The sequence below is a fragment of the Methylobacterium trifolii genome, from assembly GCF_022179685.1.
GTDB lineage: Bacteria > Pseudomonadota > Alphaproteobacteria > Rhizobiales > Beijerinckiaceae > Methylobacterium > Methylobacterium trifolii.
The window spans coordinates 1-20,644 of record NZ_BPRB01000117.1 but is presented as its reverse complement, the minus strand read 5'-3'; the positions used below and the strand labels follow the sequence as shown (position 1 = coordinate 20,644).

Annotated in this window: 32 protein-coding genes; 30 read left to right on the top strand and 2 right to left on the bottom strand. The window is 68.8% G+C overall.

Annotated features, from left to right (window positions below; all coding sequences use genetic code 11):
• Positions 1-104 precede the first annotated feature (104 nt).
• The 30 genes from rpsJ (at position 105) to COGEMETH_RS11190 (ending at position 17,372) form a co-directional block, all read left to right on the top strand.
• Entirely contained in the window at positions 105-413 is a 309-nt protein-coding gene (rpsJ, locus tag COGEMETH_RS11335) for a 30S ribosomal protein S10 (RefSeq protein ID WP_018044230.1), read from the top strand.
• Between the two features lie 47 nt (positions 414-460).
• Complete coding sequence (gene rplC, locus COGEMETH_RS11330; protein WP_238182669.1) at positions 461-1,195, top strand: 50S ribosomal protein L3; 735 nt, start codon at positions 461-463, stop codon at positions 1,193-1,195.
• The gene (gene rplD / locus COGEMETH_RS11325; RefSeq protein ID WP_238182668.1) at positions 1,195-1,815 is read left to right on the top strand and encodes a 50S ribosomal protein L4; all 621 of its coding nucleotides are present in this window, start codon (positions 1,195-1,197) and stop codon (positions 1,813-1,815) included. Before rplC ends, rplD begins: the two co-directional genes overlap by 1 nt.
• Positions 1,812-2,108 (top strand): 50S ribosomal protein L23, encoded by a 297-nt coding sequence (locus tag COGEMETH_RS11320; RefSeq protein ID WP_238182667.1) that lies wholly within the window; start codon positions 1,812-1,814, stop codon positions 2,106-2,108. The genes rplD and COGEMETH_RS11320 overlap by 4 nt, the downstream gene beginning before the upstream one ends.
• 25 nt (positions 2,109-2,133) lie before the next feature.
• Positions 2,134-2,970, top strand: a complete 837-nt coding sequence (gene rplB, locus COGEMETH_RS11315) for a 50S ribosomal protein L2 (RefSeq protein WP_238182666.1) — start codon at positions 2,134-2,136, stop codon at positions 2,968-2,970.
• A 5-nt stretch (positions 2,971-2,975) separates the two neighbouring features.
• Entirely contained in the window at positions 2,976-3,254 is a 279-nt protein-coding gene (gene rpsS / locus COGEMETH_RS11310; protein ID WP_007569276.1) for a 30S ribosomal protein S19, read from the top strand.
• A gap of 1 nt (position 3,255) precedes the next feature.
• Entirely contained in the window at positions 3,256-3,639 is a 384-nt protein-coding gene (gene rplV / locus COGEMETH_RS11305) for a 50S ribosomal protein L22 (RefSeq protein WP_238182665.1), read from the top strand.
• 10 nt (positions 3,640-3,649) lie between these two features.
• Positions 3,650-4,390 (top strand): 30S ribosomal protein S3, encoded by a 741-nt coding sequence (gene rpsC / locus COGEMETH_RS11300; RefSeq protein WP_238182664.1) that lies wholly within the window; start codon positions 3,650-3,652, stop codon positions 4,388-4,390.
• A gap of 45 nt (positions 4,391-4,435) precedes the next feature.
• Positions 4,436-4,849 (top strand): 50S ribosomal protein L16, encoded by a 414-nt coding sequence (gene rplP, locus COGEMETH_RS11295; RefSeq protein WP_238182663.1) that lies wholly within the window; start codon positions 4,436-4,438, stop codon positions 4,847-4,849.
• Between the two features lie 12 nt (positions 4,850-4,861).
• Positions 4,862-5,077, top strand: coding sequence for a 50S ribosomal protein L29 (rpmC, locus tag COGEMETH_RS11290; RefSeq protein WP_238182662.1), 216 nt, complete (start codon positions 4,862-4,864; stop codon positions 5,075-5,077).
• Positions 5,078-5,088: 11 nt separating this feature from the next.
• Positions 5,089-5,352, top strand: a complete 264-nt coding sequence (gene rpsQ, locus COGEMETH_RS11285) for a 30S ribosomal protein S17 (protein ID WP_238182661.1) — start codon at positions 5,089-5,091, stop codon at positions 5,350-5,352.
• Between the two features lie 347 nt (positions 5,353-5,699).
• Positions 5,700-6,068: a 50S ribosomal protein L14 gene (gene rplN, locus COGEMETH_RS11280; RefSeq protein ID WP_238182660.1), complete on the top strand. Its 369-nt coding sequence runs from the start codon at positions 5,700-5,702 to the stop codon at positions 6,066-6,068.
• A complete protein-coding gene (rplX, locus tag COGEMETH_RS11275) occupies positions 6,068-6,385 on the top strand; it encodes a 50S ribosomal protein L24 (RefSeq protein WP_238182659.1) in 318 nt (105 codons plus the stop codon). Before rplN ends, rplX begins: the two co-directional genes overlap by 1 nt.
• Positions 6,378-6,944, top strand: a complete 567-nt coding sequence (gene rplE, locus COGEMETH_RS11270; RefSeq protein ID WP_238182658.1) for a 50S ribosomal protein L5 — start codon at positions 6,378-6,380, stop codon at positions 6,942-6,944. The genes rplX and rplE overlap by 8 nt, the downstream gene beginning before the upstream one ends.
• Positions 6,945-6,984: 40 nt before the next feature.
• Entirely contained in the window at positions 6,985-7,290 is a 306-nt protein-coding gene (gene rpsN / locus COGEMETH_RS11265) for a 30S ribosomal protein S14 (RefSeq protein WP_238182657.1), read from the top strand.
• Between the two features lie 12 nt (positions 7,291-7,302).
• Positions 7,303-7,698 carry a 30S ribosomal protein S8 gene (rpsH, locus tag COGEMETH_RS11260; RefSeq protein WP_238182656.1) on the top strand — a complete coding sequence of 132 codons (396 nt, stop codon included), beginning with the start codon at positions 7,303-7,305 and terminating at the stop codon, positions 7,696-7,698.
• A 22-nt stretch (positions 7,699-7,720) separates the two neighbouring features.
• A complete protein-coding gene (rplF, locus tag COGEMETH_RS11255) occupies positions 7,721-8,254 on the top strand; it encodes a 50S ribosomal protein L6 (RefSeq protein WP_238182655.1) in 534 nt (177 codons plus the stop codon).
• Between the two features lie 12 nt (positions 8,255-8,266).
• Positions 8,267-8,629, top strand: a complete 363-nt coding sequence (rplR, locus tag COGEMETH_RS11250) for a 50S ribosomal protein L18 (RefSeq protein ID WP_238182654.1) — start codon at positions 8,267-8,269, stop codon at positions 8,627-8,629.
• A gap of 125 nt (positions 8,630-8,754) precedes the next feature.
• Entirely contained in the window at positions 8,755-9,342 is a 588-nt protein-coding gene (gene rpsE / locus COGEMETH_RS11245) for a 30S ribosomal protein S5 (RefSeq protein WP_238182653.1), read from the top strand.
• A gap of 12 nt (positions 9,343-9,354) precedes the next feature.
• Complete coding sequence (gene rpmD, locus COGEMETH_RS11240) at positions 9,355-9,546, top strand: 50S ribosomal protein L30 (RefSeq protein WP_238182652.1); 192 nt, start codon at positions 9,355-9,357, stop codon at positions 9,544-9,546.
• Positions 9,547-9,556: 10 nt separating this feature from the next.
• On the top strand, positions 9,557-10,063 hold the full coding sequence (gene rplO / locus COGEMETH_RS11235; RefSeq protein WP_238182651.1) for a 50S ribosomal protein L15: 507 nt from the start codon (positions 9,557-9,559) through the stop codon (positions 10,061-10,063).
• Between the two features lie 158 nt (positions 10,064-10,221).
• Entirely contained in the window at positions 10,222-11,568 is a 1,347-nt protein-coding gene (gene secY / locus COGEMETH_RS11230) for a preprotein translocase subunit SecY (RefSeq protein ID WP_238182650.1), read from the top strand.
• 196 nt (positions 11,569-11,764) lie between these two features.
• Positions 11,765-12,367: an adenylate kinase gene (locus COGEMETH_RS11225; protein WP_238182649.1), complete on the top strand. Its 603-nt coding sequence runs from the start codon at positions 11,765-11,767 to the stop codon at positions 12,365-12,367.
• Positions 12,368-12,389: 22 nt separating this feature from the next.
• Positions 12,390-13,133: a sulfite exporter TauE/SafE family protein gene (locus COGEMETH_RS11220; RefSeq protein WP_238182648.1), complete on the top strand. Its 744-nt coding sequence runs from the start codon at positions 12,390-12,392 to the stop codon at positions 13,131-13,133.
• 253 nt (positions 13,134-13,386) lie between these two features.
• Positions 13,387-13,755 carry a 30S ribosomal protein S13 gene (gene rpsM, locus COGEMETH_RS11215; protein ID WP_238182647.1) on the top strand — a complete coding sequence of 123 codons (369 nt, stop codon included), beginning with the start codon at positions 13,387-13,389 and terminating at the stop codon, positions 13,753-13,755.
• 172 nt (positions 13,756-13,927) lie between these two features.
• Positions 13,928-14,317: a 30S ribosomal protein S11 gene (gene rpsK, locus COGEMETH_RS11210; protein ID WP_147725843.1), complete on the top strand. Its 390-nt coding sequence runs from the start codon at positions 13,928-13,930 to the stop codon at positions 14,315-14,317.
• Between the two features lie 26 nt (positions 14,318-14,343).
• Entirely contained in the window at positions 14,344-15,225 is an 882-nt protein-coding gene (locus COGEMETH_RS11205) for an MBL fold metallo-hydrolase (RefSeq protein WP_238182646.1), read from the top strand.
• A 106-nt stretch (positions 15,226-15,331) separates the two neighbouring features.
• On the top strand, positions 15,332-16,351 hold the full coding sequence (locus COGEMETH_RS11200) for a DNA-directed RNA polymerase subunit alpha (protein ID WP_238182645.1): 1,020 nt from the start codon (positions 15,332-15,334) through the stop codon (positions 16,349-16,351).
• A 195-nt stretch (positions 16,352-16,546) separates the two neighbouring features.
• Complete coding sequence (gene rplQ, locus COGEMETH_RS11195) at positions 16,547-16,960, top strand: 50S ribosomal protein L17 (protein ID WP_238182644.1); 414 nt, start codon at positions 16,547-16,549, stop codon at positions 16,958-16,960.
• Between the two features lie 112 nt (positions 16,961-17,072).
• Positions 17,073-17,372, top strand: a complete 300-nt coding sequence (locus tag COGEMETH_RS11190) for a hypothetical protein (RefSeq protein WP_238182643.1) — start codon at positions 17,073-17,075, stop codon at positions 17,370-17,372.
• Positions 17,373-17,374: 2 nt separating this feature from the next.
• Here the strand turns inward: COGEMETH_RS11190 and COGEMETH_RS11185 are convergent, their stop codons facing one another.
• The gene (locus COGEMETH_RS11185) at positions 17,375-19,249 is read right to left on the bottom strand and encodes a response regulator (RefSeq protein WP_238182670.1); all 1,875 of its coding nucleotides are present in this window, start codon (positions 19,247-19,249) and stop codon (positions 17,375-17,377) included.
• A 26-nt stretch (positions 19,250-19,275) separates the two neighbouring features.
• On the bottom strand, positions 19,276-20,644 hold a 1,369-nt coding region (locus tag COGEMETH_RS11180), incomplete at its 5' end, for an ATP-binding protein (RefSeq protein ID WP_238182642.1).

Below are 20,644 nucleotides of genomic sequence, written 5' to 3'. Positions count from 1 at the left end.
GTCGCCGCCATCAACGACTAAGCCCGGACACAGCATCCGTCAGGGGACGATTGAGGGGCGGGCCCTCGCGCCCGCCCATCACGTTCCCGTCGAGGTTACAGGTCATGAACGGTCAAAACATCCGAATCCGCCTCAAGGCGTTCGATCATCGCATCCTCGATGCGTCCACCCGCGAGATCGTCTCCACCGCCAAGCGCACGGGTGCGACCATCCGCGGCCCGATCCCGCTGCCGACCCATATCGAGAAGTTCACGGTCAACCGCTCGCCGCACATCGACAAGAAGTCGCGCGAGCAGTTCGAGATGCGCACGCACAAGCGTGTCCTCGATATCGTCGATCCGACCCCCCAGACCGTGGACGCGCTGATGAAGCTCGACCTCGCCGCTGGCGTGGACGTGGAAATCAAGCTCTGAGCCCGCGGGCTTAGAGCTTACCGTTTCATCGCGCGAGGGAGAGACCTATGCGCTCAGGCGTCATTGCACAGAAGGTCGGCATGACCCGGATCTTCACGGACGCGGGGGAACACGTTCCCTGCACCGTGCTCAAGATCGATCAATGCCAGGTGGTTGCCCACCGCACCGTCGAGAAGAACGGCTACGTCGCGCTGCAGGTCGGCGTCGGCAAGGCCAAGGTGAAGAACGTCTCGGCCGCCGAGCGGGGCCGCTTCGCGGTCGCCAAGGTGGAGCCGAAGCAGAAGCTCGCCGAGTTCCGCGTGTCCGAGGACGCGTTGATCCCGGTCGGCGCCGAGATCACCGCGGACCACTTCATCCCGGGCCAGTTCGTCGACGTGACGGGCACCAGCACGGGTAAGGGGTTCGCCGGCGGCATCAAGCGCTGGAACTTCGGCGGCCTGCGCGCCACCCACGGCGTCTCGGTCTCGCACCGCTCGATCGGTTCGACCGGCGGCCGCCAGGACCCGGGCAAGACCTTCAAGAACAAGAAGATGCCCGGCCACATGGGCGTCGAGCGGGTCACGACCCAGAACCTGCGCGTCGTGCGCACCGATGTCGAGCGCGGCCTGATCCTCGTCGAGGGTGCGGTTCCGGGCGTCGCCGGCGGCTGGATCCAGATCCGCGACGCGGTCAAGCGCAAGCTGCCCGCCGAAGTCCCCCAGCCCGGCAAGTTCCGTGAGAACGGCGCCGCCGAGGCCCCGCAATCCGCCCCCGAGGCGCCCGCTGCCGAGGAGAGCGCCTGATGAAGCTCGACATCACAACCCTCGACGGCGCCGGTGCCGGCTCGGTCGAGCTGGACGAGGCCATCTTCGGCCTCGAGCCCCGCGCCGACCTGCTCCAGCGCATGGTGCGCTGGCAGCTCGCCAAGCGCCGGGCCGGGACCCATGCCGTGCAGAACCGCTCGGACGTGAACCGCACCCGCAAGAAGCTCTACAAGCAGAAGGGCACCGGCAACGCCCGCCACGGCGCGGCCTCGGCGCCCCAGTTCCGCGGCGGCGGCCGTGCCTTCGGGCCGGTGGTGCGTGACCACGGCCACGACCTGCCCAAGAAGGTGCGCGCACTCGCCCTCAAGCACGCGCTCTCCACCAAGGCGAAGTCCGCGACCCTGATCGTCGTCGACGACATCCGGATCGACGACCACAAGACCAAGGGCTTGGTCGAGCGCTTCGACAAGCTCGGCCTGTCGAACGCCCTGATCATCGCCGGCCCCGAAGTCGACGTGAATTTCGGCCGGGCGGCCCGGGCCATCCCGAAGATCGACGTCCTGCCGGTGCAGGGCATCAACGTCTACGACATCCTGCGCCGCGACACGCTCGTGCTGACGCGCGCGGCCGTCGATGCGCTGGAGGCGCGATTCAAATGAGTGCCGATCCGCGCCACTACGACATCATCGTCTCCCCGGTCATCACCGAGAAGGCGACGAACCTCACCGAGCAGAACAAGGTCGTCTTCCGGGTCGCCCCGAAGGCCACCAAGCCGCAGATCAAGGAAGCGGTCGAGAAGCTGTTCGACGTCAAGGTCACGGCGGTCAACACCCTCGTGACCAAGGGCAAGAAGAAGATCTTCCGCGGGCTTCGCGGACAGCGTTCGGACGTGAAGAAGGCGATCGTCACCCTCGCCGAGGGCGACACGATCGACGTCACGACCGGTCTCTGAGACTGACGTTTAGGGATTCCAGCCGATGGCCTTGAAGACATTCAAACCGGTCACGCCGAGCCTGCGCCAGCTCGTCCTCGTCGACCGCCGTGAGCTCTACAAGGGCAAGCCGGTAAAAGCGCTGACCCAGGGCAAGTCGTCCTCGGGCGGCCGCAACAATCTCGGCCGCATCACCGTCCGCTTCCGCGGCGGCGGCCACAAGCGCGTCCTGCGCAACGTCGACTTCAAGCGCCGCGAGAACCTCGGCGTGTCGGCGACCGTGGAGCGGATCGAGTACGATCCGAACCGCACGGCGTTCATCGCCCTCATCAACTTCCCCGACGGCAAGCAGAGCTACATCCTGGCTCCGCAGCGCCTCCAGCCGGGGGACAAGGTGGTGGCCGGCGAGAGCGTCGACATCAAGCCGGGCAACGCGGCCCCGGTCGGCTCGATGCCGGTGGGCACCATCGTCCACAACGTCGAGTTGAAGATCGGCAAGGGCGGGGCCATCGCGCGGTCTGCAGGCAACTACGCCCAGATCGTCGGCCGCGACCAGGGCTACGTGACGCTGCGCCTCAACTCGGGCGAGCAGCGCCTGGTCCACGGGCAGTGCTTCGCCAGCGTCGGCGCGGTCTCGAACCCGGACCACATGAACATCTCGCTCGGCAAGGCCGGGCGCAATCGATGGCTCGGAAAGCGCCCGCACAACCGCGGCGTGTCGATGAACCCCGTCGATCACCCGCACGGCGGCGGCGAGGGGCGTACCTCGGGCGGCCGTAACCCGGTCACCCCCTGGGGCGTGCCGACGAAGGGGAAGAAGACCCGCTCGAACAAGCGGACCGACGTCTTCATCCTGTCCAGCCGCCACAATCGCAAGAAGTAACCATCATGGCACGCTCACTCTGGAAGGGGCCGTTCGTCGACGGCTACCTCTTCAAGAAGGCCGAGGCGGCTCGCGGGTCGAGCCGGTCCGAGGTCATCAAGATCTGGAGCCGCCGCTCCACGATCCTTCCGCAGTTCGTCGGGCTCACCTTCGGTGTGCACAACGGGCAGAAGCACATCCCGGTCTACGTCTCCGAGGAAATGGTCGGCCACAAGTTCGGCGAGTTCTCGCCGACCCGCACCTTCCACGGCCACGCGGCCGACAAGAAGGCGAAGAGGCGCTGACATGGGCAAGGCTGCCACCCCCCGCGCGCTCCCCGAGAACGAGGCCAAGGCCGTGGCGCGGATGATCCGCGTCTCGCCCCAGAAGCTCAACCTCGTGGCGCAGCTCATCCGCGGCAAGAAGGTGGAATCGGCGCTCGCCGACCTGACCTTCTCGCGCAAGCGCATCGCCACCGAGGTCCGGAAGTGCCTCGAGAGCGCCATCGCCAACGCCGAGAATAACCACGACCTGGACGTCGACGACCTCGTCGTCTCCCAGGCCTTCGTGGGCAAGGCGCTGGTTCTCAAGCGCTTCCACGCCCGTGCCCGCGGTCGCGGCGCGCGCATCCTGAAGCCCTTCTCGAACCTCACCATCGTGGTTCGCGAAGTTCGCGCCGAAGCGGCGTGAGGAGGTTCTGATGGGTCAGAAAGTCAACCCGATCGGTCTCCGGCTCGGCATCAACCGGACCTGGGACTCCCGCTGGTTCGCCGGCAAGGGCGAGTACGCCAAGCTGATGCACGAGGACGTCGCGATCCGCGCCGCCCTGATGAAGCAGCTCAAGCAGGCCGCCGTTTCGAAGATCGTCATCGAGCGCCCGCACCGGAAGTGCCGCGTCACCATCCACTCGGGCCGTCCGGGCGTGGTGATCGGCAAGAAGGGCGCGGACATCGAGAAGCTGCGCAAGCTGGTCAACACCATGACCAAGGCGGACGTGACCATCAACATCGTCGAGGTGCGCAAGCCCGAGATCGACGCCGTGCTGGTGGCCGACTCGATCGCCCAGCAGCTCGAGCGCCGGGTCGCCTTCCGCCGCGCCATGAAGCGGGCCGTGCAGTCCGCCATGCGCCTGGGCGCCGAGGGCATCCGGATCAACTGCTCCGGGCGCCTGGGCGGGGCCGAGATCGCCCGCCAGGAATGGTACCGCGAGGGCCGCGTGCCCCTGCATACCCTGCGCGCCGACGTCGATTACGGCACGGCGACCGCCTTCACGACCTACGGGACGTGCGGCATCAAGGTCTGGGTGTTCAAGGGCGAGATCCTCGAGCACGATCCCATGGCCCAGGACAAGAAGGCGCAGGAAGAGGGCGGCCGTTCGGGCGGTCGTCGCGAGCGCGATGGCGAGGGTGGCCGCGAACGCGGTCGCCGCGACCACGCCTGACGCGCGTCGCCGACCCCGAGCCCAGGAAGGTGTTGAGAGGCTGCCATGTTGCAACCCAAGAAAACCCGGTTCCGTAAGCAGTTCAAAGGCCGCATCCACGGTGCGGCCAAGGCTGGCTTCGAACTGAACTTCGGCCAGTTCGGCCTCAAGGCGGTGGAGCCCGAGCGCGTCACCGCCCGCCAGATCGAGGCGGCCCGCCGCGCGATCACCCGCGAGATGAAGCGTCAGGGCCGGGTCTGGATCCGGGTGTTCCCGGACGTGCCAGTCTCGTCCAAGCCCACCGAAGTCCGCATGGGCTCCGGCAAGGGCGCCCCGGATTACTGGGCCGCCCGCGTCCATCCCGGCCGCATCATGTTCGAGGTCGACGGCGTGGCCGAGGACATCGCCAAGGAGGCCCTGCGCCTCGGGGCGGCCAAGCTGCCGGTCCGCACGCGCGTCGTGCAGCGCATCGCCGACTGAACGGAGGATATCGTGAAGTCGTCCCAGAGACTGTCTGATCTGAAGGCGTTGTCGCCGGATCAGCTCAACGACGAGTTGCTGAACCTCAAGAAGGAGCAGTTCAACCTGCGCTTTCAGGGGGCCACCGGCCAGCTCGAGAACGTCGCCCGCGTCCGCGAGGTCCGCCGCGACATCGCCCGCGTCCGCACCCTGCAGCGTCACAAGACGCTCAGCGCCGCGCAGGCCTGAGGAGTTCAACCATGCCGAAGCGCGTATTGCAGGGCGTCGTCGTCAGCGACAAGGGCGAGAAGACCATCGTCGTCAAGGTGGAGCGCCGCTTCACCCACCCGGTGATGAAGAAGACCGTCCGTCGCTCGAAGAACTACCACGCCCACGACGAGGGCAACGCCGCTCATGTCGGGCAGACGGTGTTCATCGAGGAGTGCCGCCCCTTCTCGAAGACCAAGACCTGGAAGCTCGTCGAGGGCGAGGCCGCCCAGGCCGAGGCTCCCGCCGCCGCCTGACCCTCGGAGGGGTGCGCGCCCTTCCAGGCCCGCGCCCGCTCCGTCGGCCCGCCTCCGGGCGGGGACCGTCCTCTCCCGCGAGGGAGGGGCGCCACGAGGCTCTCGCCCGGCATATCGCCGTCCTCGCCTTGTGCGAATCGTCGATCGGGTGTAGGCGACGCTCCTTCGCGACAGATTTGTGGAGGCCTTTCGGTCTCCCATCGATTGCGGCGACCGCGCCGGCGCATCAACGCCGCTTGCGCGGTCTTACATATGAGCCGGGGACGTCAGGTCCCCCTCAGGCGTCGTCCGCCGGGCAATACCGCCCGTGTGCGGAAACCCGCCTGAAACAAGGAAAGGTCACTTCCGTGATCCAGATGCAGACGAATCTGGACGTCGCCGACAACTCGGGTGCGCGCCGCGTGATGTGCATCAAGGTTCTCGGCGGGTCGAAGCGCAAGTATGCCGGTGTGGGCGACATCATCGTCGTCTCCATCAAGGAGGCGATCCCGCGCGGCCGCGTCAAGAAGGGCGACGTCATGAAGGCGGTGGTCGTGCGCACCGCCAAGGAAGTGAAGCGTCCCGACGGGTCGGTGATCCGCTTCGACAAGAACGCCGCCGTGCTGATCAACAATCAGAAGGAGCCGATCGGCACCCGCATCTTCGGACCGGTGCCGCGCGAACTGCGCGCGCGCAACCACATGAAGATCATCTCGCTGGCTCCGGAGGTGCTGTGATGGCAGCAAAGATCAAGAAGGGCGACACGGTCGTCGTCCTCACCGGTCGCGACGCGGGTCGCTCCGGCGAGGTCATCCAGGTCCTCCCGAAGGACGACAAGGCGCTCGTGCGCGGCATCAACCTGGTCAAGAAGCACCAGAAGCAGTCGCAGAGCCAGGAAGGCGGCATCATCTCCAAGGAAGCCGCCATTCAACTCTCCAACATCGCGGTCGCCGATCCCAAGGACGGCAAGGCCACGCGCGTTGGTTTCCGTATTCTCGAGGACGGCCGCAAGGTTCGGTTCGCCAAGCGCTCGGGGGATCTGATCGATGGCTGAGGCAAACAAGGACGCGTACACCCCGCGCCTGCGCAAGCACTACGACGAGGTGGTTCGCCAGAAGCTCATCGAGCAGTTCGGCTACAAGAACCCCATGCAGGTGCCGACGATCGAGAAGATCGTCATCAACATGGGCGTCGGCGAGTCGACCGCCGATTCGAAGAAGGCCACCGTCGCCGCCGGCGACCTCGCCCTGATCGCCGGGCAGAAGCCGGTCATCACCCGGGCCCGCAAGGCCATCGCGACCTTCAAGGTCCGCGAGGGCATGCCGATCGGCTGCAAGGTGACGCTGCGCAAGCAGCGCATGTTCGAGTTCATGGATCGGCTGATCACGATCGCGCTGCCGCGCGTGCGCGACTTCCGCGGCCTGAACCCGCGCTCGTTCGACGGCCGCGGCAACTACGCGCTGGGCCTCAAGGAGCATCTCGTGTTCCCCGAGATCTCCTACGACAAGGCCGAGCAGACCTGGGGCATGGACATCGTCGTCGCCACGACCGCCAGGACCGACGAGGAGGCGCGCGCCCTCCTCTCCGCTTTCCAATTCCCGTTCCGGCAGTGAGGTCGCAAGACCTCATACGCGGACACCGGAGGTAGAAGAGATGTCGAAGAAGAGTTCGATCGAGAAGAACAACCACCGCAAGGAGCTGGTCAAGCGCTTCGCCGAGAAGCGCAAGGCCCTGCTCGCCACGGCCAACAACGAGTCCCTCGAGATGGAGGAGCGCTTCGAGGCGCGCCTCAAGCTCGCGGAACTGCCGCGCAACTCCTCGGCCACGCGCGTCCGCAACCGTTGCGCCGTCACCGGCCGTCCGCGCGCCTTCTATCGCAAGATGGGCGTCTCGCGCATCGCGCTGCGTGAGCTCGGCAACCGGGGCCTGATCCCCGGCCTCGTCAAGTCGAGCTGGTAAGGAGGCACCCCGATGGTCAACGATCCCGTGGGTGACATGCTCACCCGTATCCGCAACGGCCAGCTGCGCCGTCGCAACGTCGTCCAGACGCCGGGCTCCCGCCTGCGCGCCAACGTGCTCAACGTGCTGAAGTCGGAAGGCTACATCCGCGACTTCGCGACCACCGACCTCGGCAACGGCCGGACCGAGTTCGCGATCGAGCTGAAGTACTACGACGGCCGCCCGGTGATCCGCGAGATCAAGCGCGTGTCGAAGCCCGGCCGCCGGGTCTACTCGTCGGTGGGCGAGCTTCCGCGCGTGGCCGACGGCCTCGGCGTCACCATCATCTCAACCCCGCAGGGCGTCATGGCCGACCACGAAGCGCGCGAGCGCAACGTCGGCGGCGAAGTGCTCTGCACCGTGTTCTGATCGGACGAGAGGAGGAAGGCAGATGTCTCGCGTAGGCAAGAAGCCCGTCACCGTCCCGTCAGGCGTGACGGCGACCGTGGACGGTCAGACCGTGAAGATGAAGGGCTCGAAGGGCGAACTCCATTTCGTCGTGCCGAGCCTGGTCGAGGTGGCGCTCAAGGACGGCGCCGTCAGCGTGACCCCCAAGGACCAGTCCAAGCAGGCGCGTTCGCTCTGGGGTACCTCGCGTGCCCAGGTGGCCAACCTCGCCGAGGGCGTGTCCAAGGGATTCGAGAAGAAGCTGGAGATCACCGGCGTCGGCTATCGCGCCGCGATGGCCGGCAAGGCCCTCAAGCTGTCCCTCGGGTACAGCCACGACATCGAGTACGAGATCCCGGCCGGCATCACCATCGTGACGCCCAAGCCCACGGAGATCACGATCTCGGGCATCGACCGCCAGCGCGTCGGCCAGGTGGCCGCGGAGATCCGCGACTATCGCGGCCCCGAGCCCTACAAGGGCAAGGGCGTCAAGTACGCCGGCGAGTTCATCTTCCGCAAGGAAGGCAAGAAGAAGTAAGGGGGCGAAGACATGTCACGCAAACTCGAAGCCCTCGACCGCCGCAAGGCCCGTGTCCGCCGTGCGCTCCGCGCTGCGGCCAACGGCCGGCCGCGCCTGTCCGTGTTCCGCTCCTCGAAGCAGATCTACGTCCAGGTCATCGACGACGCCCAGGGCAAGACCCTGGCCTCGGCGTCCTCCGTCGAGAAGGGCGTCAAGGCCGACCTCAAGACCGGCGCGGACGTGGCGGCTGCGACCGCCGTGGGCAAGCTCGTCGCCGAGCGCGCCAAGGCTGCCGGCGTCACCAAGGTGATCTTCGACCGCTCGGGCTACATCTACCACGGCCGCGTCAAGGCCGTGGCCGAGGCGGCCCGCGAGGGCGGCCTGGAGTTCTGAACCAGCTCTCCTCCCGGGTTGGGTGGGGAACATGACGGCGGATGTGGGCGGCTTGCCGCTCGCACGATGATCGAATCAAGCGAGCGGGCCCGCCGCCCGCGCCAGTGAGATGGACAGGAAGAAAAATGGCACGTGAACGTGAAGGCGGTGGCCGCGGCCGCCGCGACGACCGCGAGGAGCGCGATAGCGAGTTCGTGGACAAGCTCGTCCACATCAACCGCGTCGCCAAGGTGGTGAAGGGCGGCCGTCGCTTCGGCTTCGCGGCCCTCGTCGTCGTCGGCGACCAGAAGGGTCGCGTCGGCTTCGGCCACGGCAAGGCCCGCGAGGTGCCCGAGGCCATCCGCAAGGCGACGGAAGCGGCCAAGCGCGGCCTGATCCGCGTGTCGCTCCGCGAGGGCCGGACCCTGCACCACGACGTCAACGGACGTCACGGCGCCGGCAAGGTCATCCTCCGCGCGGCCCCGCAGGGCACCGGCATCATCGCCGGCGGCCCGATGCGCGCCGTGTTCGAGACGCTGGGCATGCAGGACGTGGTGGCCAAGAGCCTCGGCTCCTCCAACCCCTACAACCTCGTGCGCGCCACCTTCGAGGCGCTCAAGAACGAGGACAGCCCCCGTGGGGTGGCGGCCCGCCGTGGCCTCAAGGTGTCCGCGCTCCAGGCGCGCCGCCGCGATGCCGACCCGGCCGACCAGTCCGAAGCCGCAGTCGCGTAAGGGGAGGGCAGCATGGCAAGCAAGACTGTCCGCATCGAGCAGATCGGTTCGCCGATCCGCCGCGAGGCCTCCCAGCGCGCGACGCTGATCGGCCTTAAGCTGAACAAGCTCCACCGCGTGTCCGAATTGGAGGACACCCCCTCCGTGCGCGGCATGATCCGCAAGGTTGCGCACCTCGTGCGCGTCCACGGCGACGTGGCTTGAGGAGGGCGCGATGAAGCTCAACGAGATCAGCGACAACGAAGGCGCAACCAAGAACCGGATGCGCGTCGGCCGGGGCATCGGCTCCGGCAAGGGCAAGACCGCGGGTCGCGGCGTGAAGGGCCAGAAGGCCCGGACCGGCGTGTCCATCAAGGGCTTCGAGGGCGGCCAGATGCCGCTGCATCGTCGCCTGCCCAAGCGCGGCTTCAACAACATCCACGCCGCCGACCTGAACGAGGTGAACCTCGCGCGCGTCCAGGCCGCCGTGGATGCGGGCAAGCTCGACAAGGCCGCGACCGTCACGGTCGAGGCCCTCGTCCAGGCCGGCATCATCGCCCGTCCCCGCGACGGCGTGAAGCTCCTCGGCGTCGGCGAGTTGACCGCGAAGCTCAGCTTCGAGGTCACCCGCGCGTCGAAGTCGGCCATCGAGGCGGTCGAGAAGGCCGGCGGCTCGGTGACGACGGTCTACGCCGCCCGCGCTCCGCACCGCGGCACCCCCAAGGCGTCCGCCGAGGCCTGAGGGCTGGCGAGCCGGTTGCACCGGTTCCGCGCAGTCGTTAAGTCGAAGCCTCAAGCGGCGGCCCGTGCAACCTCGCGCGTGGCCGCCGTTTCCCGTTCTGCCGTACCCGTCCTTCCGAGCGCACGGCGCGTCGGCGACACCTCCAGGGACCGAAGGCCATGGCCTCAGCCGCCGAGCAGCTAGCCGCCAACCTCAATTTCGGGGCGATCGCCAAGGCCGATGAGCTCAAGAAGCGCATCTGGTTCACCCTCGGCGCCCTCGTTGTGTTCCGGCTGGGCACCTACATCCCGATCCCCGGCATCGACCCGGAGCAGTTCGCCCGCAACTTCCAGCAGCAGGCCGGCGGCGTGCTCGGGCTGTTCAACATGTTCTCCGGCGGGGCGGTGGAGCGCATGGCGATCTTCGCGCTCAACATCATGCCCTACATCTCGGCCTCCATCATCATCCAGCTCCTCACCTCGGTGATCCCGAGTCTGGAGACGCTGAAGAAGGAGGGCGAGTCCGGCCGCAAGGTCATCAACCAATACACGCGCTACCTCACCGTGGTGCTGGCCCTGGTGCAGTCCTGGGGCATCGCCATCGGCCTCCAGAGTTCGAGCGCGGCCATCGATCCCGGCCCGTTCTTCCTCGCCTCCACCGTCATCACGCTGACCGGCGGCACGCTGTTCCTGATGTGGATCGGCGAGCAGATCACCTCGCGCGGCATCGGCAACGGCTCGTCGCTGATCATCTTCGCCGGCATCGTCGCCCACCTGCCGGTGGCGATCCTGGGCGCGCTGGAACTGAGCCGCACGGGCGCGCTCTCCACCGCCGTGATCCTGGGCGTGGGCCTGGCCGCCGTGGGCCTCGTCTACTTCATCGTGTTCATGGAGCGGGCCCAGCGCCGGCTGCTGATCAACTACCCCAAGCGCCAAGTCGGCAACCGCATGTACGAGGGCCAGACCTCGTTCCTGCCGCTCAAGCTCAACACCTCGGGCGTGATCCCGCCGATCTTCGCCTCGTCCCTGCTGCTGCTGCCGGCCACCGTTGCGAGCTTCTCGGCCAACCAGGGCTCGACGGGCGTGCTCGGCACGATCACGACCTATCTCGGCCACGGCCGGCCGCTCTACATGGCGCTGTACGCGGCCCTGATCATCTTCTTCACGTTCTTCTACACGGCGGTGGTCTTCAACCCGCAGGAGACGGCCGACAACCTGAAGAAGCACGGCGGCTTCATCCCCGGCATCCGGCCGGGCGAGCGCACCGCCGCCTTCATCGACAAGGTGCTCACCCGCATCACCGTGATCGGGGCGCTCTACCTCACCTTCGTCTGCCTCGTGCCGGAGATCCTGGCCTCCTACGCCTCGGCGAGCCTGGGCTTCGGCGGCACCTCGCTGCTGATCGTGGTCTCCGTGACCATGGACACGGTGGCCCAGATCCACGGGCACCTGATGGCGCACCAGTACGAGGGGCTGGTCAAGAAGGCCAAGCTGCGCGGCGCCTCGACGGCCCAGCGCCGCCGCTGACCGGCCGGGACATCCGACAGGGAGGGGCGGGCGCCGGTAAAAACCGTGTGCGTCGTCCCTTCGTCCATCTCGCGATCGCCGGGCAACCGGCTAGAACATCACGGCCAGGGCGTCGCCGGGGAGGCTTCGCCGACCGCCCGGTTTGCCGACCGCCACGAAGCCCGGACAGACGGGCACGGACGAGGGACACAACGCCATGCGCATCATTCTGCTCGGACCGCCCGGCGCCGGGAAGGGAACGCAGTCCGAGCGGATCGTCGCGCGCTTCGGCATCCCGCAGCTCTCCACCGGCGACATGCTGCGCGCAGCGGTGGCCGCCGGCACCCCCGTGGGCCTGGAGGCCAAGGCGATCATGGAGAGCGGCGGGCTGGTGCCCGACGCCGTCGTGGTCGGCATCGTCGCCGACCGGATCGAGCAGGCCGACGCGCGCGGCGGCTTTATCCTCGACGGCTTCCCCCGCACCGTGGAGCAGGCCGGCGCCCTCGACCGCATGCTGACCGAGAAGGGCCTGCGGCTCTCCGCCGTCACGGAGCTGAAGGTGGACGAGGACGCCCTGGTCGGCCGGATCGCCAAGCGTGCCGCCGAGACCGCCGCCCGCGGCCAGCCCGTGCGCAAGGACGATACCCCCGAGGTGTTCAAGCAGCGCCTCGAAGCCTACCGCAGGCAGACCGCCCCCCTCTCGGCCTATTACGCCGAGGCCGGCATGCTGCGCACCGTCGACGGCATGAAGCCCATCGACACCGTCACCGCCGACCTGATGGCCGTGCTGGAGCCCCTGGAGGAGACGGCGGCCTCCTGAGCGCGAGAGCCCGTCCGAGGCCATGGAGCCGCTGACGGGCATCGTCGTGCTGGGGGCCGCCGCGGGCGGGTTCGTCCAGGGGCTCTCGGGCTCGTCCTTCGGCCTCGTGGCCATGGCGGTCTGGGCGTGGTCCCTCGATCCCGTGCTGACGGGCCCCCTCGTGGTGTTCGGCTCGCTGCTGGGACAGATCCTCTCGGTCGGCGCCATTCGGCGCGGGTTCGATGCCGGCCGCCTGCTGCCCTTCGTCCTCGGAGGGCTGGTCGGGGTGCCCCTCGGCGTCCTGCTGCTGCAGCGGATCGATCCCCTCGTCTTCAAGCTCAGCGTGGGCATCCTGCTCGCGATCTGGTGCCCGATGATGCTGCTCGCCCGCGACCTGCCCCGGATCGTCCGGGGCGGTCGACTGGCCGACGCGGCGGTGGGGCTGGTCGGCGGCGTGATGGGCGGACTCGGCGGCCTGACTGGGCCGGCACCGCAGCTCTGGACGACCCTGCGCGGATGGGACCGGGACGCGCAGAGGGCGGTGTTCCAGGGTTTCAACCTCGCGATGCACGCCCTGACGCTGGCGAGCTACGCCGTCGCGGGCACGATCTCCGGCCAGGCCCTGCGGCTGTTCCCGGCGGTCGCGGCCGCGGTCCTGATCCCGACGCTCGTGGGCGTGCGCCTCTACAGCCGCTTCAGCGACGTGGCCTTCCGCAGGATCGTCCTGTGGCTGCTGACGCTCTCGGGCGTGATCCTCATCGCCACGACGCTGCCGAAGCTGCTGTGACGCTGCCGAAGCTGCTGTGACGCTTGCGAAGCAGCTGTGACGCTTGGCTAATCTTGCGCCTTACAGTTGACAGGCCAGGCTGCCCGCGCTAGCAGGCCGGTCTTCGTCGATCCGAACGTTGGTCCGAGGTGGCTCCCATGGGGCGGCCGCGGGCCGATTCGTCGTTGACGGGTGCGCAGGGGCCGGCCTCCACCGGACGCGCGCGACGCGAACACGAAGTCCCGGCCTCGCCGGGCATCACATGGAGAGACCCTTGGCCCGTATCGCTGGCGTCAACATACCGACCAACAAGCGCGTCGTCATCGCGCTTCAGTACATCCACGGCATCGGTTCGAAGAAGGCCGAGGAGATCACCCAGAAGGTGAACATCCCGGCCGAGCGCCGCGTGAACCAGCTCACCGACGCCGAGGTGCTCCAGATCCGCGAGACCATCGACCGCGACTACCTCGTCGAGGGCGACCTGCGTCGCGAAGTCTCGATGAACATCAAGCGCCTGATGGATCTCGGCGCCTATCGCGGCCTGCGCCACCGCAAGCAGCTGCCCGTCCGCGGCCAGCGCACCCACACCAACGCCCGCACCCGCAAGGGCAAGGCGAAGCCGATCGCCGGCAAGAAGAAGTAATCTTTTCGGTTTGGAAGGCCGTGCTCCGCTCGGCCTTCGCCCCGTCGAGCCGGGTGTCCCGCCAGGGCGCCGGCTTTGCTGACCGGTCCTCCGCAAGGGCGCCGGCCAAATCCCAAAAGAATCCCGAGCACCTGGAATTACGGGTGCGCTTGAAGGACGAGAGCGAACACAGATGGCCAAGGAACCGACCCGCGTACGCCGCCGCGAACGCAAGAACATCGTCTCGGGCGTCGCGCATGTCGCCGCCTCGTTCAACAACACGATGATCACCATCACCGACGCCCAGGGCAACACGATCTCGTGGTCGTCCTCCGGCGCGATGGGCTTCAAGGGCTCGCGCAAGTCCACCCCCTACGCCGCCCAGGTCGCGGCCGAGGACGCGGCCCGCAAGGCTGCCGAGCACGGCATGCGCACCCTCGAAGTCGAGGTCTCCGGTCCCGGTTCGGGCCGCGAATCGGCCCTGCGCGCCCTCCAGGCCGCCGGCTTCACCGTGACCTCGATCCGCGACGTCACCTCGATTCCGCACAACGGCTGCCGGCCGCGCAAGCGTCGGCGCGTCTGAGCGGGCTCGCGGGTACGGAGATGGTGATGGCGGACGGGGCGAAGGCTCTGCCGGGCGTGCTGCGTTGGACCGTCGGGGACCTCACGGTCACCGCGCTCAACGACGGCTGGTTCCAGGGCTCCCTCGACCTCGTCACGGGCATCTCCCATGCAGAGGCCGGTGCGCTCCAGCGCACCGGCTTCCGCACCGAGGCGCCGAAGGTCACCCTCAACGCCTTCCTGGTCACGGGGCCCGGCCGCGAGCCGGTCCTGATCGATACGGGCTACGGCGTGTTCCGTCCCGGCGACACCCTCGGGCGCGTGCCGGCGGCCCTGGCGACGACGGGCGTGAGCCCCGGCGACATCCGGACGGTGCTCGTCACGCACCTGCATCCCGACCATTGCGGCGGGCTGATCGGGGAGGACGGGCAGGCCGCCTACCCGAACGCCGAGATCGTCCTGCATGCCGACGAGGCCGCGCATTGGCTGCCCGACGCGGCGCTCGCGGCCGCACCGGAGGGGGCCAAGCCCTATTTCGAGAACGCCCGCAAGGCGGTGGCGCCCTATGCGGGCCGGATGCGCGAACACACGGGCGGCGCGGTGCTTCCCGGCATCTCCGCCGTGCCGCTGCCGGGCCACACGCCCGGCCATTGCGGCTTCCGGATCGTATCGGGGGACAAGTCGCTGCTGATGTGGACCGACGTGGTGCACCTGCCGGCGATTCAGTTCAAGCAGCCCGAGGCCGGCGTCGGCTTCGACGTGGACGGCGACCGGGCGCGGGCGACGCGCAGGCGCATCCTGGAGGAGGTGGCGCAGGACGGCACCTTCATCGCCGGGTCCCATCTCGAGTTCCCGGCCTTCGGGTTCGTGACGCGGGACGGCGACGGCTATCGCTTCGTACCGGCCCTCTGGGTCGGCGGCGAGGCCTGAGACACGACAGAGTTCAGGGACCGGTCGGCGCTGGGGGGCAGCGCGGGGCCGGCCGAAGCGCGGACCGGAGTTTGCGGGCCAGCGCGACAGGCGAGAGGTAAGGACCGTGGTCATTCAGAAGAACTGGCAAGAGCTGATCAAGCCGAACAAGCTGCAGGTGACGACCGGCGACGACCCGAAGCGGGTCGCGACCGTCGTGGCCGAGCCGCTGGAGCGCGGCTTCGGCACGACGCTGGGCAACTCGCTCCGCCGCGTGCTGCTGTCCTCCCTCCAGGGCGCGGCCGTGACCTCGGTCCAGATCGACGGCGTGCTGCACGAGTTCTCCTCGATCCCCGGCGTGCGCGAGGACGTGACCGACATCGTCCTCAACATCAAGACCATCGCCATCCGCTCGCAGACCGACGCGCCCAAGCGCATGACCCTGCGCAAGACCGGCCCCGGCCTGGTCACGGCCGGCGACATCGGCACGGTCGGCGACATCCAGATCCTCAACCCCGACCTCGTGATCTGCACGCTCGACGACGGCGCCGAGATCCGGATGGAGTTCACGGTCGCCACAGGCAAGGGCTACGTCCCGGCCGAGCGCAACCGCCCCGAGGACGCGCCGATCGGCCTGATTCCGGTGGACGCGCTGTTCTCGCCCGTGACCAAGGTCAGCTACCGCATCGAGACCACCCGCGAGGGCCAGGACCTCGATAAGGACAAGCTGACCATGACGGTCGAGACCAACGGCGCGGTCTCGCCGGAGGATGCCCTGGCCTACGCCGCGCGCATCATCCAGGACCAGCTCCAGGTCTTCGTGAACTTCGAGGATCCCCGCAAGGAGGAGGCCGCCCCGCTCGCGCCGCAGCTTCCCTTCAACCCGGCCCTCCTCAAGAAGGTGGACGAGCTGGAGCTGTCGGTCCGTTCGGCCAACTGCCTGAAGAACGACAACATCGTCTATATCGGCGACCTGATCCAGAAGTCGGAGGGCGAGATGCTGCGCACCCCGAACTTCGGCCGCAAGTCCCTGAACGAGATCAAGGAAGTGCTCGCCGGCATGGGCCTTCACCTCGGCATGGACATCCCCGGCTGGCCGCCGGAGAACATCGAAGACCTCGCCAAGCGCTTCGAGGAACATTATTGAGGCGAGCCGCCTCGGGCATGAGTTGGCGGCGCTTCACGGCGCCGTTTGCTTGGCCGATACGATCCGGCGCATCGCCGCCGGGTCGAAGGTTCCAAAAGAAATCCCGCCGCGGGGTTATGCGGAATAACAGCTCCAACCGTGGAGCGCCTGGTCGTACCGTGGCACGGCGACCGTAGGACACAAGGATCAGCCAACATGCGTCACGGATTTCGCGGTCGCCGCTTCAACCGCACCACCGAGCACCGCAAGGCGATGTTCGCCAACATGTCGGCCGCGCTGATCAAGCACGAGCAGATCATCACCACGCTTCCCAAGGCCAAGGACCTGCGTCCCGTGGTCGAGAAGCTGATCTCGCTCGGGCGCATCGACAGCGTGCACACCCGCCGCCTGGCGATGTCGCAGATCCGCGACCACGACATGGTCAAGAAGCTCTTCACGGTGCTCGGGCCCCGCTACGTCTCGCGTCCGGGCGGCTATTGCCGCATCATGAAGGCCGGCTTCCGCAAGGGCGACAACGCCCCGCTGGCTGTGATCGAGTTCGTGGACCGGGACGTCGATGCCCGCGGCAAGGATTCCGGGCCGAGCCAAGCCTCCGCCGACGCCGCCTGAAGGCTGGCCCATCGAATTCGAAGCAAGGCGGCCCGCACGGGCCGCCTTTTTTGTTTGCGTCCTGCCAAGACGCGCTATCCTCGTTGCCAAGCAAAACAAACGAGGAAGCGCCATGATCCGATACCTGACCCTGGTCTTATTGTTTTCTTCAAATCTTCTTGGCGCGGCACAGGCCGCCCGGCTGACCATGGACGACAAGGCCGCCCTGTGGCCGCGCGCGCCCATGCAGGACAAGATCGACTTCACCAACCGCATGGGCAAGGCGTTCTCGGCCCTCTCGCCGGACCTGACCGCCCCGTACTTCATGCGCTGCCTGGAGGAGACCGCCAACATCGGCAACCCGGGCGCGCTGCGGCTGGAGGAACTGGTCAAGGCCTGCGTGTCCCTGAACAAGGACAGCGTGCCCGAGTAACCTCAGGTGCGGCCGGAGTCTTCCGGGGCGTCGAGCAGGGATGAGATCCGGCTGGCGAGGTCCGACGACTTGAAGGGCTTGGCCAGCACCGGCAGGTCGTCGGGGATCGGCATCGCCTCGGCATGCCCGGTGAGGATCAGCACGGGCAGGTCGGAGAAGCGGCTCTTCACGGCGGCGGCGAGTTCCACGCCGGTCATGCCCGGCATGGCGAGGTCGGCGACCACGAGGTCGAAGCGGCCGCGCTCCATCAGGGCGAGCGCCGAGGGGCCGTCGGCGGCCTCGGTCTCGCTGTAGCCGAAATCGTGCAGGAACGAGGCGGTGACGTGGCGCACCTCCGCGTCGTCGTCCACGACGAGGATGCTCGCCGGGCGCGCGGCGGCCTGGGCGGCGCCGACGGGGACGGATTCGGGCGGCTCGGCGCTCGCCGCCAGCGGCAGGGCGAGTTCGACGCGGGTGCCGCGCCCGACCTCGCTCTCGATGCGCAGCCGCCCCTTCGACTGCTGCACGAGGCCGAACACCATGGCGAGGCCGAGGCCCGTGCCCTGGCCCACGGCCTTCGTGGTGAAGAACGGCTCGCAGACCCGGCGCAGGATCTCCGGCGGGATGCCCGCGCCCGCGTCGGCCACGGTGACCGCGACGTAGTCGCCGGCTTCCGCATCCGGGTCGTCCTCGATGCGCAGGATCGCGGTCGAGATGGTGATGGTGCCGCCCTCCGGCATCGCGTCGCGGGCGTTGATGCAGAGGTTGAGGATCGCCAGTTCGAGCTGGTCCGGGTCGACCTGGGCGGGGCTGAGCCCGGCGGCGAGGGCGAGCCTGACCGTGACGAGGCCCCCGAGGCTGCTGCCGAACAGGTCGCTCATCCCGTCGAGCAGCCCGTTCACGTCGGTGGCGCGCGCCTGCAGGTCGTGGGTGCGGCTGAAGCTGAGGAGGCGCTTGGTCAGGGAGGCGCCGCGCTCGGCCGCCCCCCGGGCGTTCTCGATCAGGCGCTGGACGCGGGGCTGGTCCTGGACGCGGGGCACCGCGAGTTCGAGGCTGCCGAGGATGGCGGTGAGCAGGTTGTTGAAGTCGTGGGCGATGCCGCCGGCCAGCGTGCCCAGGGCCTGCATCTTGTCCGACTGGCGCAGGCGCGCCTCCAGGCTCTTCTGCTCGGAGACGTCCCGCTCGATGGTGGCGAGATGGGCGACCGCGCCGTTCCCGTCGCGGATCGGCACGCGGATGACGTGGGTCCAGCGCTCGGCCCCCACCGGCCCCTCGGCGGTGAGGCTGTCGCCGACCACGCCCGCGCGGATCGCCGCCTTGTCGGCGAGCGCGCTCGCCACGGCCCGCTCGCCGGGAAACTCCGATTCCCGGTGGCCGATGCAGGCGGCGACGTCCTGCCCGAGGAGGGCGGCCTTGCGGGCGTTGAGGCGCACGAAGCGCGCGTTCGCGTCCTTGAAGGAGATCGCGTCCTGGGAATGGTCGAGGAGGCCGAGCAGGAGCGCCCGCTCCGTAGCGAGGTCGCGCCCGAGGCTGTGGCGCTCGAGGGCGTTGCGCACGGTGCCGCGCAACAGGGCCGGGTCCCACGGCTTGGTGACGTAGCCGATGATGCCGCCGCGGTTGAGCGCGGCGATCACGGCGGTGATGTCGGCATAGCCCGTCAGCAGGATGGCCTGGGCCTCGTGGAAGCTGCGGACCTCGGCCAGCAGCGCGTCGCCGGTCATGCCGGGCATGCGCTGGTCGGACAGGATCACGGCGATGTCCCGGTCGGCCCGCAGGATCTCCAGCGCCTCGGCGGGCCGCGTCGTGGTGAGGACCCGGTACTGGTCCTCGAACAGGTCTTCGAGGGCGACGAGGATGTCCGGCTCGTCGTCGACGGCCAGGATCGTGCCCCGGACCATCGTGCCCTGGACGATCGTGCCTTCGCTCATGCCTGCTCAGCCCGCCGCGGAATGCCGATCACGAAGCAGGCCCCTCCTCCCGGCGCGGTCTCCACGGTGAGGGAGCCGCTATGCGCCTGAACGACGCTGTAGGCAATCGCCAGCCCGAGCCCGGTGCCGGAGCCGACGGGCTTGGTCGTGAAGAACGGCTCGAAGATCTTTTCGCGCAGGTCCTCCGGGATTCCGGGGCCGGTGTCGCTGATGCGGATCACGTCGGTCTCGGGCGCGCTCTCGGTGACGACCCGGATGGTGCCGCCCTCGGGCATCGCGTCGGCGGCGTTGCCGAGGATGTTCATCACCACCTGGTTGAGGAGCGCCGGGGTGCAGTGGATCTCCTGGCGCCCGGAGAAGTCGCGCTCCACGCCGATGGCGGTGCCGAGCTTGTGCTGGATCAACGCCAGCACCGTCTCGATCGCGTCCGGCACGTTGACCAGCGCCCGCTCCCCCTCGTCGAGGCGGGAGAACTTGCGCAGGTTCAGGACGAGGTCCTGGATGCGCGCGAGCCCCATCCGCATCGAGCCGACGCGCTGGCGGGCCTTGTCGAGGGCCCGCCCGGCCTGGGCGTCGTCGGCCGGCAGCGGCAGTTCGGAGAGCAGCCGCTCCACGGTGCCCTGGTGGGCCAGGATGAAGGCCAGGGGGTTGTTGATCTCGTGGGCGATGCCGGCGACCAATTCGCCGAGCGAGGCCATCTTGGCCGCCTGGACGAGCTTGGCCTGGGTGTCCGTGAGCCGGCGGTTGGCCAGCGCCAGGTCGCTGTTGGCCCGCTCCAGGGCGTCGGCGAGGCGGGCGCGGGCCTCGGCCGCCTCCGCCTCGGCCCGCGCCCGCTCGACCGCGCGCTCGCGGTCGCCGAACTCGCCGGCGATGCGGCGGTCATCCTCCTCCAGCAGGCGGCGGCGCACCAGCCCGCGCACCCGCAGGGCCAGGACCTCGGCGTCGGACTTGGAGACCACGTCGTCGGCCCCGGCCGCGAAGGCCCGGACCAGGAAGTCCTTGCCCGGCGCGTCGCCGACGATGCCGACGAGGTGGAAGCCGGCACCCGCCGCCTGCCCGGCACGCCGCACTCCGATCGCGGCGCAGAGGGCGAGGCCGTCATAGGCGTGCCCGAACAGGTCGATGGAGACGCAGTCGAAGGGGATCTCCCCCGGCGGCCCGGATTCCAGGGCCGCGAGCGCCGCCTCGGGGCCGTCCACGGCGGTGACGGCGTGGCCCTCCTGGGTCAGGAGGCCGGACAGGAAGGTGCGGTAGGTGGCGCTGCCGTCGATCACCAGGATGCGCCCGCGCCGGAAGCCGGCGGTGCCGCGCGCGTCGCCCCCGCTCGCGGCCCGGCGCTCGCGCAGCAGGGCGCGGATGCGCAGG